Here is a 13,420-nt window from a genome sequence, read left to right on the forward strand (position 1 = left end):
CCGGCTATTCGCCGGTCGCGCCGTCAATACGCTCACGGAGCAGGTCGGCGTGCCCGTTGTGCCGGGCGTACTCCTCGATCATGTGGACGAGAATCCACCGCAACGAGTGGTCGCTGCCGTGCCGGGGATGGTGTCCGGTGACATCGAGCGATTCGGCGGCGTCCACGATCTCCCGCGACTCAGCGCAGGCCTCGTGCCACAACCGGAACGCCTCATCGGGATCGGCGTCCTCGACCACGAAATCGTCGAACCGGCTGCGATCCGCAGCCCAGTAGATCGGCAAGATGTCCTCGCCGTTCAACACGTTGCGGAACCAGCTCCGCTCGACATCGGTCATGTGCCGCACCAGCCCGATCAGCGAAAGCGCCGAAGGCGACACCGCCCGACTCCGCAACTGGTCACCGGTCAGCCCGGAGCACTTCCACGCCAGGGTGTCACGCTGGTACTGCAGAAACCCGGTCAGCGTCGCACGCTCATCCCCCTCAAGGGGCGGATCGGTCCGCTCGTTCGCATCCATCCCCACATCTTGCCCGCGCAACGAACGAAGCAGCCACCCACTCCCCTGCAAACCGGCCACGCCCCAATCGTCAGGCAGTCAGTCGAGCACTCAACACAAAACCCCCTTACGGTGATCGCAAGGGGGCTTTGAGCTGGAGCCGCCTATCGGAATCGAACCGATGACCTATTCATTACGAGTGAATCGCTCTGCCGACTGAGCTAAGGCGGCGGGCCTCGGGCAGCAGTCTACCGGGTTGGGAGGGGTGGGTGCGCACGGGTTTGTTCAGCGGCAGGTGGTCCTCGGTCGGGGCGGGGTCGCGCTGATCAGGTAGCGGTCGGTGGCCCGGGTGATGCAGGGGTCGCCTTGGAGGTAGGCGGTGTGGCCGTCGCCGTCCAGGGTGAGGAGGACGCCGCTGGAGAGCTGGGTGGCGAGGTTCTCCGCCCATTTGTAGGGGGTCGCGGGGTCACGGGTCGTGCCTATGACCAGGATTGGGGCCGCGCCCTTGGCGGTGAGGGCTGTGGGACGGCGGTCCGTTCGGGGCTTCCAGTAGACGCACGGCAGGCCGCTCCAGACGACGAAGGGGCCGAAACGGGGGGATTCCCTCGTGGCCTGGTCGGCCGCCTTGGCGTACGTCTTCAGGTCGGGTGGGTTGGGCTTGTCCACGCAGTTGACGGCCATGTTGGCGTCCATCTGGTTGCTGTACGAGCCGTCCTTGCGTTCCACCATCTCGTCGGCCAGGGACAGGAGCATGGTGCCGTCGGACCTCTGGACGGCGGCGGTCAGGGCCTGGCGGAGGACGGGCCAGTACTCCTTCGCGTAGAGGGCCCTGGCGATGCCCATCGTGACCAGGGATTCGGTGACCTTGCGCTGGTCGCGACTGCTTGTAAGGGGGGTTCTGTCGGTCTTCGCTTGGAGTTCGTCGACCGTGGAGAGGACCGCCGCGGGCGTCGTGCCCAGGGGGCAGTTCTTCTGGACGCAGTCCTCCGCGAAGGCGCGCAGGGCGGTCTCGAAGCCCTTCGCCTGTTCGGCCAGGAGGCCGGTGGAGGTCGTTGTGGGGTCTACCGCGCCGTCCAGGACGAGGGCGCGGACGTTGCGCGGGAACAGCTCCGCGTACGTCGCCCCCAGGTAGGTGCCGTAGGACGCGCCGAAGTAGGTGAGCTTGGGGTCGCCCAGGGACGAGCGGAGGATGTCCATGTCGCGGGCTGCGTTGAGCGTTCCGACGTGGGGGAGGTCTCTGGCTTCCTTGGTCGCGCAGTTCTGCGCGAAGGCTCTGCTGGCGGACGCGTAGGTCTGCTTCTCTCGCTCGTCGTCGGGGGAGGCGTCCGCGGCGAAGAAGGCGTCGAGGTCCTGGGTGGTGTTGCAGCGGATGGGGGCGCTGGTGGCGACGCCGCGGGGGTCGAAGCCGACGATGTCGAAGCGTTTCCGCAGGTCGGTGCTGAACGCGCCGACCGCCTGCCGGACGAAGGCGACGCCCGAGCCGCCGGGGCCGCCCGGGTTGGTGAGCAGGGAGCCGATGCGGTCGCCGTCGGCGGGGAGCCTGATCACGGCGAGCTCGATCGTGCCGGCGGCGGGCGCGGCGTAGTCGAGGGGGACGTCGATGGTCGCGCATTCGAAGCCGCCGTCGCAGTCCTTCCAGGACGGTTTCTGGCCGTAGAACGACGACAGGCCGGCGGGGGCGGGGGGCCGCGGCGGTTCGCTGTTGCAGGCCGTCAGGGCCAGCGCCGTCACGGCCGCGCCGATGAGCTTCGCTCGCACCTGCGTCCCCGTTCGTCGTCGATGTGCCGCGGCTTACGGTACCGGCGGGGCGGCGGCCGGTGTGGTGGGGTCCGGCCGCCGCCCGGTCTGAGCCGCCGCCCTGCCCCGGTGGACGTGTCGCCCTCCGCGGCGACGGCGAGGTTGGCCCTGGCGGCAGTGACGCCCTCGGCCATATGAGGTTGCTGAGAAATAGGCACCGGACGGGAGCTGTTGCCCTGACATGGGCACATCACAAGACGGCATCCGGGTCGAGGAGTGCGGGAAGCGCGTCCGGGCGTACATCGGCGGGCATCTGGTGGCGGACACCACGAGGCCGTCGCTGGTGTGGGAGATCCCCTACTACCCCATGTACTACATCCCGGAGGAGGACGTCCGGGCAGAGCTGAAGGCGGAGGGACCTGCGGAAGGCCCGCCAGAGCTCGGGGAAGGGACGTCCTACACGGTGATGGCGGGCGGCCGGGAGGTCCACGGCGCCGCGCGTTCCCGCGACGCCCTACCCGGTCTGATCCGGCTCGACTGGAAGGCGATGGACGGCTGGTTCGAGGAGGACGAGGAGGTCTTCATCCACCCGCGTGACCCGCACCATCGCCTCGACATCCTGGCCAGTTCCCGGCATGTGCGCGTCGAGGTGGACGGCGTGACGGTCGCGGAGTCGTCCAGCCCGCGGATGCTGTTCGAGACGAGCCTGCCGGTGCGGTACTACCTGCCGAAGGCGCATGTCCGGATGGATCTACTGGAACCGACCGCCACCGTGACGGGCTGCCCGTACAAGGGGACCGCCGAGTACTGGTCGGTGCGGGTGAACGGGACCGTCCACCAGGACCTCGCGTGGGGCTACCGCGCCCCGGTGGCGGAGAGCCAGAAGATCGCCGGGCTGGTCTGCTTCTACGACGAGAAGGTGGACGTGTTCGTGGACGGAGTGCGGCAGGAGCGTCCGATCACCCCGTTCTGACGCATGCGGGGGGTCGTCTGAGGGATTCCCACAAATGTCGGAGCCCCCTTTATCAACGGGCTTTACACCATGACACAGATATGTCATGCCATCGTGTGATACCCGTCGCTTTGGCGTGGAGGGGGTTGAACCCTCCCCGAACCTACGCGACCGTAGGTTACGCACTCGTAAGTTAGAGCGCCTTCGGGGAGGCTCACGCAATGACCACCACGCCCGTCCCAGCGCGCCGCGCGCGCCGGCTCGCGGCCGCCGCCCGGATGCTGACGACGCCCCTGCTGCCCGACGACTACCTCGGTCTCATCAACCCGCTGTGGTCCGCCGTGCCGGCCGGCCGCGTCGAGGCCGTCCGGCACGAGGCGCCCGGCGCCGCCACCCTGGTGATCAAGCCGGGGCACGGCTGGCGCGGGCACCGGCCCGGCCAGTGGGTGCGGGTCGGTGTCGACATCGGCGGGGTCCGGCACGCCCGGACGTTCTCGCTGTCGTCCCCGCCGCGCCGCGACGGCCGCATCACGATCACCGTCAAGGCGACGGCGGACGGCATCGTCTCGCCGCACCTGGTCAACGAGATCCGCCCGGGTGCGATCCTGCGGCTGGACGCGGCGGACGGAGACTTCACGCTGCCGTCGCCCGTCCCGTCCCGGCTGCTCTTCCTCACGGCGGGCAGCGGCATCACGCCCGTGATGGCGATGCTCCGCCACCTCGCCGAGACCGGCTGCGCGTCCGACATCGCGCTCGTCCACTCGGCCCGTACGCCCGGGGACGTCATCTTCGGCGCCGAACTCCGCGACCTGCACCACCGCCTGCCGGGGCTCACCCTGCACGAGCGGCACACGTCCGCCGCGGGACGGCTGGAGCCGTCCGATATCGGCGATCTCTGCCCCGACTGGGCGGAACGCGACACGTGGGCATGCGGTCCCGCCGGGCTGCTCGACGCGATCAGCGACCACTGGGAGGCCGCCGGCGCCGCCGAGCGGCTGCGCATCGAACGGTTCCGGCTCGCGCCCGTCGCGGGCTCCGGCGAGGGCGGCCTCGTCCGGTTCACCACGAGCGATGTCGAGGTCGAGGCGCCCGGCGACACACCGCTCCTCGTCGCCGGGGAGGACGCGGGCGCGCTGCTGCCGAGCGGCTGCCGGATGGGCATCTGCTACAGCTGCGTCGGCACCCTGCGCTCCGGCAAGGTCCGCGACCTGCGCACCGGCGAGGTGCACGGGGAGGAGGGCTGCACCGTCCAGACCTGTATATCGGCCGCCGCCGGCCCGGTCGAGATCGAACTGTGAGGGGAGTACCGATGACCACCACCACCGACCATCTGACCGAAGCCGACTACGAGACCATCGCCGCCGAGCTCGACGCGCTCCGCGACGAGCTCACCGCCGACCTCGGCGAGCGCGACGCCGCCTACATCCGCAAGGTCATCCGCTGGCAGCGGGGCCTGGAGATCGGCGGACGCGCGATGCTGATGGCGTCCTCGCTGCCGCCCGCCTGGATCGCCGGGACCACGACGCTCGCCGTCGCGAAGATCCTGGAGAACATGGAGATCGGGCACAACGTCATGCACGGCCAGTGGGACTGGATGCGCGACCCCAAGATCCACTCCACGACCTGGGAGTGGGACAACGTCTCCCCCGCCGAGCAGTGGAAGCACTCCCACAACTTCGTCCACCACACGTTCACGAACATCCTGGGCAAGGACAACGACGTGGGCTACGGCGTCCTGCGGATCACGCCGGAGCAGAGGTGGCACTGGTCGGCGATCCCGCAGCCGATCTACAACGCCCTCCTCGCCCTCTTCTTCGAGTACGGGGTCGCCCTGCACGACCTCGACATCGCGAACGTGCGCAAGGGGAAGGTGGACCCCGAGGTCACCAAGGAGAAGCTCAGCCAGATCGGACGCAAGATCCGCCGCCAGTGGGGCAAGGACTACCTCGCGTTCCCGCTGCTCAGCGGGCCCCAGTTCCTGTCGACGCTGGCCGCCAACTTCACCGCCAACGCCGCCCGCAACGTCTGGGCCCACATGATCATCTTCTGTGGGCACTTTCCCGGGGACGTCGAGGTCTTCGAGGAGGAGCGCCTCGAGGGCGAGACGAAGGGCCAGTGGTACGTCCGGCAGCTGCTGGGCTCCGCCAACATCAAGGGCAGCGCGTTCCTCCACCTGATGAGCGGCAACCTCAGCCACCAGATCGAGCACCACCTCTTCCCGGACCTGCCCAGCAACCGCTACGCGGAGATCGCGCCCCGCATCCGCGCCCTCTGCGAGAAGTACGACCTCCCGTACCACACGGGCACCCTCTCCCAGCAGGTCGGCAGCACCTGGAAGAAGATCTTCCGCTACGCCCTGCCTACCAAGGAGGACCTCGCCTACCAGCGCGAACGGCGCAACCGCCGCCGCGCCCGCACCAGCGCGGTCTGACCTGCCGGGCGCCGGCCGTCCCGTGCCGGCCGGCGCCCGGTCAGCCCGTCCCGTCCGCGTCGTACATCTCGTCGTGCTGCTTGCGGGGGGAGCAGACGGAGGCGGACGGGCAGGAGCAGCGGCGTGAGCCCACCTTCACCGTCACGCGGTCGCCGGGGACGTTGTAGCCGATCACCTGGCCGTCGCCCTCCGGGGTGGAGACGCGCGCCCCGAGGCGCGGGGCGTTCTCCTTGAACTCCATGTACAGCGGATGCTCGTACTTGAGGCAGCACATGAGGCGGCCGCAGGCGCCCGCTATGCGCAGGGGGTTGACGGGGAGGTCCTGGTCCTTCGCCATGCGGACGGAGACGGGTTCGAAGTCCTTCAGGAACGTCGCGCAGCACAGGTCGCGGCCGCAGGGTCCGATGCCGCCCTGGAGTCGCGCCTCGTCGCGGGGCCCGACCTGGCGGAGCTCGACGCGGGCCTTGATGCTGCGGGCCAGGTCGCGGACCAGGGCCCGGAAGTCGACGCGGCGCGGGGCCGTGAAGTAGATCTTGAAGATGCCCTCGGCGTCGAGGTAGTCGACGCCGATCACCTTCATCGGGAGCCCGTGCTTGCGGATCAGCCGCTTGGCGATGCCGCGGCCCTCCGCCCGGCGGCGGCGGTTCGCCTCGTCGCGCTCCAGGTGCTCGTCCGTGGCGGGGCCCTCGCAGACGGGGAGGCCGCCGATGTCGTCCGAGACCCACTGGGGCGCCCAGACGCACTCGGCGACCTCGGCGCCGGAATCGGTCGGGACGAGGACCTTGTCGCCGACCGCCGGGGAGTGCGCGCCCGGATCGAGGTAGTAAAGGCGGCCGTACCGGGTGAAGCTGACAGCCATCACCATTCCCACGGTCTCGCTCCGTTCGCCCGGTTCTGTCCCCTCACTCTAAGCGGAAGTCACCAGGCGGCGTCTGCGAGATCCACTCCGGTCACCGGCGGGACGTCCTGCGCGTGCAGGCGGCCGTCGGACGCGGTGGCCAGGAAGTGCCTGCCCGTCCTGTCGGTGCCGAGGCGCGTGACGGATCCGGACACCTTCTGCTTCCACAGGGCGTTCGCGGGCCTGCCCGTGGCGACCGTGAAAGCCTGCAGCGACAGCTGCCCGTTCTGGACGATTCCGGCGACGAGCGTCCGGCCGTCGCGGGCCAGGACGGCGGTGGTACCGCCCTTCGGCAGGGTCAGGACGGCCTTGCTCATCTTCAGGTCGCCGCCCTGGCCCTTCGTGTCGAGGGTGCGGACCTGGTGGCGGACCTCGGTCACCTTCCCGGCGACCATGCGGAGCGGATGCCAGACGAACGCCAGAGTGTCACCGGCCCATGACAGGCTGTTGATGTGAGCGGGAGACGCCGCCGTCCACACCTTGCGGGTTCCCGTGGACGTCGAGACCACGTCGATGCGGCCCGCGTTGCCCCGGTAGGTGACGTAGGCGATGCGGTCGCCGTCCGGGCTCACGGCGAGGTCGGAGAAGGAGGTGGAGATGCCGGGAACGGTGGCCTTCGGGAGGTTCTCCAGGGCCTTCGGGCGCCCGCTCTTCTCCAGCCGGAGCCGCTGGAACTCGACCGTCCGGGAGGCGTACGACGCGACGACGTACGAACCGCCCTTGGCGGGGGCCACCTGGTGGAAGCGGCGGCCGGCGGGCGCGGCGACCGCGAGCCCCACGTCCTCGCCCTCGCGGACGTCCCGGACGACCAGGCCGTCACCGGCCTTGCGGACACCGACCACGAACCGCGGCGGGGTGCTCTCGCTCTTCGCCGCCGGCTTGGCCGCGGCGTACTTCTCGTCGCTCGCGCTCTGGTGGCGGTGCACCACGTCCAGCCCGGCGGCGACGAACAGGGCCGCCCCCGCCGCCATGCTCAGCGGGACGGCGCGCTTGCGCACCTCCACCACCCACGAACCTGGAGCCGGGTCCTTCTGCCTTCTGCCCATGGGCCTCGCCCCGCACCCGCCTCTCCGCTGCTCGTACGCGTTCGCCGACCCGTAGTTTCTATCAAAATTGCGGAGTAACCACCGCGTATCCCGGCGAAGGACCCCCGCCGGGCGGTCAGGCGCCCTTGAGGTCCTTGCGGATCTCGTCCAGGAGGCCGGGCATCGTGGCCTCCACCATCTCCAGGACGGTGTCGAAGTCGGCGCGGCCCCCGTAGTAGGGGTCCGGGACGTCGAGGTCGCCGGCGGCGGACGGGTCGAACTCGCGCAGCAGGCGCACCTTGTCGCGCGACGCCTCGTCCGGCGCCATCGACCGGAGGGCGCGCAGGTGGCCCGTGTCCAGCGCGATGATCAGGTCGTAGCGGGCGAACCACGACGCCTCGAACTGGCGGGCGGTGTGCGCCGACCGGTAGCCCGCCCGGTCGAGGGCCGCGACGGTCCGCTCGTCGGCACCGTCCCCGACATGCCAGCCGCCCGTACCGGAGCTGTCGACCTCGACGTCCAGGCCCTCTTCCGCGACGTGGTGGCGCAGGATCCACTCCGCCATCGGGGAGCGGCAGATGTTGCCCGTGCAGACGAACGTGACTCGGTACGGCATGCCTCCATGATGCCCGAGAAGCCGGAAACGGCCCCCGGCCGGTGCCGGGGGCCGCTCCAGACGCGGTTCTAGCGGCGGACGGCGTTCAGCGCGTCCACGATGCCGCTGCCGAAGAAGCCGTTGCGGCCCTTCGACCCCTCGCACGTCTGCGTCGACGTGCGCTTCTGCCACTCGCCGTCGACCAGGGCGTACCAGACGTACTCGTACGCGGCGGGGCTCGGGCACGGCTTCGCCGTGGCGGTGCCGCGCAGCATCGCCTCGACGAAGCGCGGGTCGGCGGTCAGCCCGCCGGACCGGTCCTCGCGCCCGTACTTGCTGACGATCAGTGCCGCGACGCCGACCGCGTGCGGGGCCGCCATCGACGTGCCCTGGATCGACTGGTAGTAGCCGCACTTGCCGTTGGCGCAGCTGCGGATGATGTTCGACGTCTTCGGGGTGCCGTCGTCGTTCAGCTCACCGCGCTCCTTGGCGAGCCGCTCGGGGTAGGCGGCCCAGATGCCGCGCCGGTCGTCCGGCTTGCCGTCGGGACCGTCGACCTTGTCGCCGCCGGGCGCCGCGACCGCGACGTACCCGTTGCCGTAGCTGCTGAAGTACGACTTGCGCCCGGACGGTCCGGTCGACGAGACCGGGATGACGTGGTTGCCCTCGGACGGCATCGACACGCACTCGGCGGGGACGGTCCGCTCGCGCGGCTTCTCCCCCGGCACGGACGGGAAGTCCGGGCTGGAGCCGTCGGTGTTCGTCTTGGTGTAGTCGATGCGCTCGTTGCCGGCCGCCGCGACCAGCGTGACGCCCCGCTTCTGCGCGAAGTCGAGCGCCCGCTGCGTCGCCTTGACGATGGTGCGCTGCTCGAGCTGGTCCTCGGGCCCGTCGGCCGGGTTGGACGCGCAGTTGAACAGCCACGGGTCGATGTAGTACGACATGTTGACGACGTCGATGCCGGTCCGCGCGGCGTAGGTGAGGCCGTCCACGGTCGGCTGCAGGAAGAAGTAGCCGGAGTCCTGCCCGACGCGCAGGTTCACGATCGACACGTTGGGCGCGACGCCCGCCATGCCGAGCCCGTTGCGGGGCGACGCGATCGTGGACGCGACGTGCGTGCCGTGGTCGTTGTCGTCCCAGTCGTTGGGGTCGACGCAGGACGTGAACTCGCAGGGGCCGTCGACCTCGTTGCCGTCGGCGTCGGTCGGGATGTCGGTGGTGAAGTTCCGGCTGAGCTTCCGGTTGAAGTTCGGCTTGATGTCGGGGTGGTCGCCGTCCACGCCCGTGTCGAGGACGCCGACGAGGACCCGCCGGTCGCCGGGCTCCTTCTTGTAGGAGCCGCTGTTCGTGGCGTGGATCTGCTTCATGTCCCACTGGAGCTCGGCGAGGGGTTCCTCGCCCTTCGTGGGCTTGCCGAGCGCGCGGACCTTGCCCTGCGCTCCGACCGTCCGCTCCACGGAGGCCGCGGCGCGCTTGGAGGTCTTCGGGGCCTGCCCGATGATCCTGTTGTGCGCGACGCCCTCGAGCGCGCGGTGCGTCATCGCCGCCTGCGTGAACTGCGGGTTCCCGGACCGGACGGTCGCGACGCCCACGTCACGGTTCTCGCGGACGACCGTCCCTCCCGCGGCCTTCACCGCGGCTCGGGCCTTGTCTGATGAGACGCCCTCCTTGTAGAGGACGACGTATTCGGAGACGTCTCCCTTCTCCTGTGTTCTGGTCGGAGCCGCTGCCGCTGGGGACACGAGTGCCGTCGTGGTGACGACGGCACACGCGACCGAGATCAAGGCGCGCCGCATGCAGACCTCCTGGTCTGTCGTGGGGGAGCCGGCCCGGTGTACGGACCTGGTGGGGGAGACGGTACGGGTGTCGTTATTGAGAGAGGTGTACGGCTATGTAACGAATGAGTCCAGCTCTTGTAAGGGTGCCCGACTTCGCCGAGTTCATCCCGTTCTCAGGGCAAGGTTGAGTTCCTCGAACGCCAGCTGCGGGTGAACGTTCGCCGCGATCCGCTCCCGGCACTTCATGATCGCGTCCAGGCGCCGGAGCGTTTCCTCCGGACGGCCCGCCCCCGCCGCCGTCCGCAGCTCCGGCGCGAGATCGACGTTGACCAGTTCGCCGCCCGCCCCGAGCTGCAGCGCCAGCACGTCCCGGTAGTAGGAAGCGAGGTCGAGCAGCGTCCGGTCCAGGGAGTCGCGCATGATCCGCTTCGCGCGCGACTTCTGCCGCTCCTCCAGCTCCTTGAGGGCCCCCGCCGTCCCCCGCGGCATCCGGCCCTTCTCGCTCTCCCCCAGCGCCTTGCGCAGCGCGGAAGTCTCCGCCTCGTCCAGCTCGGACGTCCGCGCCTTCTGCTCCGCCTCGGCCGCCTTCACCAGCGTCTCCGCCGCCATGACCGCCGGGCTCACCCCCGTCAGCCGGCGCGGCAGCCCCATGACCTCGTCCCGCGTCCGGCGCACCTGCGGATCCGTCGCGAGCCGGCGCGCCCGGTCGATGTGCCCCTGCGCCGCCCGCGCGGCCACCGCGGCGGTCTCCGGATCGACGCCCTCCCGCAGGACGAGCATGTCCGCGATGGCGTCGGCGGGCGGCGTCTGCAGCATCGCGGGACGGCAGCGCGACCGGATCGTCACGAGGAGGTCCTCCGGCGACGGCGTGCACAGCAGCCAGATCGTCCGCGCGGGGGGCTCCTCGATCGACTTCAGCAGCGCGTTCGCGGCGCCCTCCGTGGCCCGGTCGGCCTCCTCGAACAGCACGATGTGCCAGCGGCTCCCGGTCGGCGCGGACGAGGCCCGCAGCACCAGCCCGCGCGCCTCCTTGACCCCGTACGACAGCCCCTGCGGACGGACGACCTCCACGTCCGCGTGCGTCCCCTGGAGGACCTGGTGGCAGGACGCGCAATGCCCGCAGCCGCGCGGCGTCTCGAGGCACTGCAGCGCCGCCGCGAACGCGCGCGCCGCCGTGACGCGACCCGCGCCCGGCGGACCGGTGAACAGCCACGCGTGCGCCGGCCGGCCGCCCGCACCGGACATCTGGGCGGCGGCCGACAGCTGCGCGACAACCGGCCCCTGCCCCACCAGGTCATCCCACACGCTCATGCCGACCAGGCTATTGCCTGCGCGGAACCGGCCCGCTCAGAAATCCTTGATCGCGGGGAACGTGCTGGTGGCGTCCTCCGTGCCCACCGGAACGGGGTCGGGCAGGATCTCCCGGATCCGGTACTGGATCTCGCGGCTGAGCTCGCCCTGCGGACGGCTCGCGTCCAGGATCAGGTAGCGGCCGGGGTCGGCCTCGGCGAGCGCCCGGAACCCGGCGCGGACGCGCTCGTGGAACTCCGCCGGTTCGGACTCGATGCGGTCGGCCGGCGCGGACAGGCGGCGCAGCCCCGTCTCCGGCGGCACCTCCAGCAGCACGGTCAGGTCGGGGACCAGCCCGCCGGTCGCCCAGGCGTTCAGGCGGGCGATGTCGCCGACCCGCTGGCCCCGCCCGTACCCCTGGTAGGCGAGGGAGGAGTCGACATAGCGGTCGCTGACGACGATCGCGCCGCGCTCCATCGCGGGACCGACCACGTTGGCGACGTGATCGGCCCGGTCGGCGGCGTACAGCAGGGTCTCGGCGCGGTCGGACAGGCCGGTGGTGTCGCGGTCCAGCAGCATCGCGCGCAGCCGCATGCCGATCTTGGTGGCGCCGGGCTCGTGCGTCGTGACGACGTCGTAGCCGTGGTCGCGGAGCCAGATCGCGGCCAGCCGCGCCTGGGTCGTCTTGCCCGCGCCCTCGCCGCCCTCGAACGCGATGAACACGCCCCGGTTCCGCCGGACGGGCTGCTCCGGCACGGCGGCGGGCCGCGGCGGCGTGTACACCTCGCCGCGCAGCGCGGCGGCGAGATCGAGGCCGAGCGGGATGCCGCGCCGGTCGTCCAGGCGCCGGAACGCCACGAGCCCCGCGAGCAGCGCGAGCAGGCCCGCGATCAGCAGTGCGGCGCCCGTCCCGGCGAAGTGGTACGAACCCGCCAGCCGGCGGGTGCCGAGGAGCGCCGCGAACGGCGGCGCCGCGGCGACGGCGGCCAACGCGATGATCAGCGCGACGGACCGCAGGTAGGCGAGCGGGCGCCCGCTCCCGGCGGCCTCTCCCCCGCCCCGGACGGACGCGGAGGCCGCCGACCACGCGGCGCCGGCGGCCAGGCCGACGAACGCCGTGGTGAACGCGGCGACGGGAAGGTTCTGGACGAGCGACGCAACGATCAGCGCGAGGCCCGCCGCGATCACCGCGAGGCCGAGGAGGCGGCGGCGGCTGAACGGGCCGAGGACGCGGGGGCCGAGGAACAGGCCGAACCCCAGACCGACCGCGAGGCAGGCGAGGACCGCCCCATATCCGGCGTTACCCCCGCCGAGAGTGCCGGTGTGGACCCGGGCGACCGCGACGACCGCGGCGACGGTGAGGGCCGCGCCGCCCGCCGCGAGGCCGAGCCCGCGGCCCGCGCCCGTCCCGGGCCCGCGGAAGAACAGCGTCAGCGGCGCCGGGACCGCGGCGACCTCGGACCCGCGAAGCTCACCCTGCGCGGCCGTCGCGGCGGCCGACAGCAGGAACACGACCGCGGTCACGTAGAGCGCGGCGTCGACCTGGTCGTCCGCGCCGAACCCAGCCCCCGCGATCACGGCGATCAGCGCGAACAGCACCGCGGCGAACGCCGCCGGGACGAACAGGACGCGCCCCACGGCCTTCGGTCCGTCCACGACGGGGACGGCGGCGCCGTTCCCCCGCGCGGCGTTCGGCTGCGTGGGCGCACCACTCCCGTCCGGCCCGTCGGGGCCGCCGGGGAGGGCCGCCAGGAGGGCGGAACGGGCGGCCGGAGTCCACAGCAGGGGCAGGCAGCCGACGAGGAACGCGACGGCGACCGTCCACACCGTCATGCTCACCAGCGGGACGCTCACCACCAGCGCGGCCCGGAGCGCGTCGGCGGCGAGCAGCACCGCCCGCCGGTCCAGCCGGGCGGCGAGCGCGGCGCCCACCGGCGCCAGCAGGACCGGCGGCAGCAGCAGCGCCACCAGCACCAGCCCGGCCGCCTGCACGCCCGGCTCGTCCAGCACCACCCCGGACAGCTCCGGTGTCACGTCCTCGTCCCGGGCCAGGACGGCGGCCATGGCGGTCAGCGCGGGGACGCACAGCCACTGCCCGAGACTCGACAGCGACAGGGCCAGGCGAAGCCGCCGGAACGGCCTCGGCATCGAACTCGACGAAACGCCCGGCGGGACCGCTGCGGGGTGCGGCCGGGTGGCGTCCGGTCTGGTCATGTCG

General features: G+C 71.5%; 11 protein-coding genes and 1 tRNA gene. 3 read left to right on the forward strand and 9 right to left on the reverse strand.

Going from position 1 to position 13,420, the window contains the following annotated elements; all coding sequences use genetic code 11:
• Nucleotides 1-4 precede the first annotated feature (4 nt).
• The 3 genes from IE99_RS0115185 to IE99_RS0115195 form a co-directional block, all read right to left on the reverse strand.
• A complete protein-coding gene (locus IE99_RS0115185; RefSeq protein ID WP_030170150.1) occupies nt 5-517 on the reverse strand; it encodes a DinB family protein in 513 nt (170 codons plus the stop codon).
• Nucleotides 518-651: 134 nt separating this feature from the next.
• Nucleotides 652-727: transfer RNA gene (locus IE99_RS0115190), tRNA-Thr, on the reverse strand.
• Between the two features lie 54 nt (nt 728-781).
• Nucleotides 782-2,254, reverse strand: coding sequence for an alpha/beta hydrolase (locus tag IE99_RS0115195; protein WP_030170153.1), 1,473 nt, complete (start codon nt 2,252-2,254; stop codon nt 782-784).
• Nucleotides 2,255-2,474: 220 nt separating this feature from the next.
• On the opposite strand from IE99_RS0115195, the gene IE99_RS0115200 reads away from it, so the two are divergent.
• The 3 genes from IE99_RS0115200 to IE99_RS0115210 all read left to right on the forward strand — a co-directional run bounded on the left by IE99_RS0115200 (nt 2,475) and on the right by IE99_RS0115210 (nt 5,616).
• Nucleotides 2,475-3,206, forward strand: coding sequence for a DUF427 domain-containing protein (locus tag IE99_RS0115200; RefSeq protein WP_030170156.1), 732 nt, complete (start codon nt 2,475-2,477; stop codon nt 3,204-3,206).
• A 200-nt stretch (nt 3,207-3,406) separates the two neighbouring features.
• A complete protein-coding gene (locus IE99_RS0115205; RefSeq protein ID WP_030170160.1) occupies nt 3,407-4,483 on the forward strand; it encodes a ferredoxin reductase in 1,077 nt (358 codons plus the stop codon).
• Between the two features lie 11 nt (nt 4,484-4,494).
• Nucleotides 4,495-5,616 (forward strand): fatty acid desaturase family protein, encoded by a 1,122-nt coding sequence (locus tag IE99_RS0115210; RefSeq protein WP_030170164.1) that lies wholly within the window; start codon nt 4,495-4,497, stop codon nt 5,614-5,616.
• A 40-nt stretch (nt 5,617-5,656) separates the two neighbouring features.
• Here the strand turns inward: IE99_RS0115210 and IE99_RS0115215 are convergent, their stop codons facing one another.
• From IE99_RS0115215 to tmk, 6 genes are all read right to left on the reverse strand, one after another.
• Nucleotides 5,657-6,481, reverse strand: coding sequence for a PSP1 domain-containing protein (locus tag IE99_RS0115215; RefSeq protein ID WP_030170167.1), 825 nt, complete (start codon nt 6,479-6,481; stop codon nt 5,657-5,659).
• Between the two features lie 53 nt (nt 6,482-6,534).
• Nucleotides 6,535-7,560, reverse strand: coding sequence for a TolB-like translocation protein (locus IE99_RS0115220; RefSeq protein ID WP_245623214.1), 1,026 nt, complete (start codon nt 7,558-7,560; stop codon nt 6,535-6,537).
• A 115-nt stretch (nt 7,561-7,675) separates the two neighbouring features.
• Complete coding sequence (locus IE99_RS0115225; RefSeq protein ID WP_030170173.1) at nt 7,676-8,155, reverse strand: low molecular weight protein-tyrosine-phosphatase; 480 nt, start codon at nt 8,153-8,155, stop codon at nt 7,676-7,678.
• Between the two features lie 68 nt (nt 8,156-8,223).
• Nucleotides 8,224-9,930, reverse strand: a complete 1,707-nt coding sequence (locus IE99_RS0115230) for a S8 family serine peptidase (protein ID WP_030170176.1) — start codon at nt 9,928-9,930, stop codon at nt 8,224-8,226.
• Nucleotides 9,931-10,074: 144 nt separating this feature from the next.
• On the reverse strand, nt 10,075-11,223 hold the full coding sequence (locus IE99_RS0115235; RefSeq protein ID WP_030170181.1) for a DNA polymerase III subunit delta': 1,149 nt from the start codon (nt 11,221-11,223) through the stop codon (nt 10,075-10,077).
• A gap of 36 nt (nt 11,224-11,259) precedes the next feature.
• Nucleotides 11,260-13,416, reverse strand: a complete 2,157-nt coding sequence (gene tmk / locus IE99_RS0115240; RefSeq protein ID WP_037559451.1) for a dTMP kinase — start codon at nt 13,414-13,416, stop codon at nt 11,260-11,262.
• Nucleotides 13,417-13,420: the final 4 nt, after the last annotated feature.

This window comes from Spirillospora albida (assembly GCF_000718255.1).
In the GTDB taxonomy this organism is placed as follows: domain Bacteria; phylum Actinomycetota; class Actinomycetes; order Streptosporangiales; family Streptosporangiaceae; genus Spirillospora; species Spirillospora albida.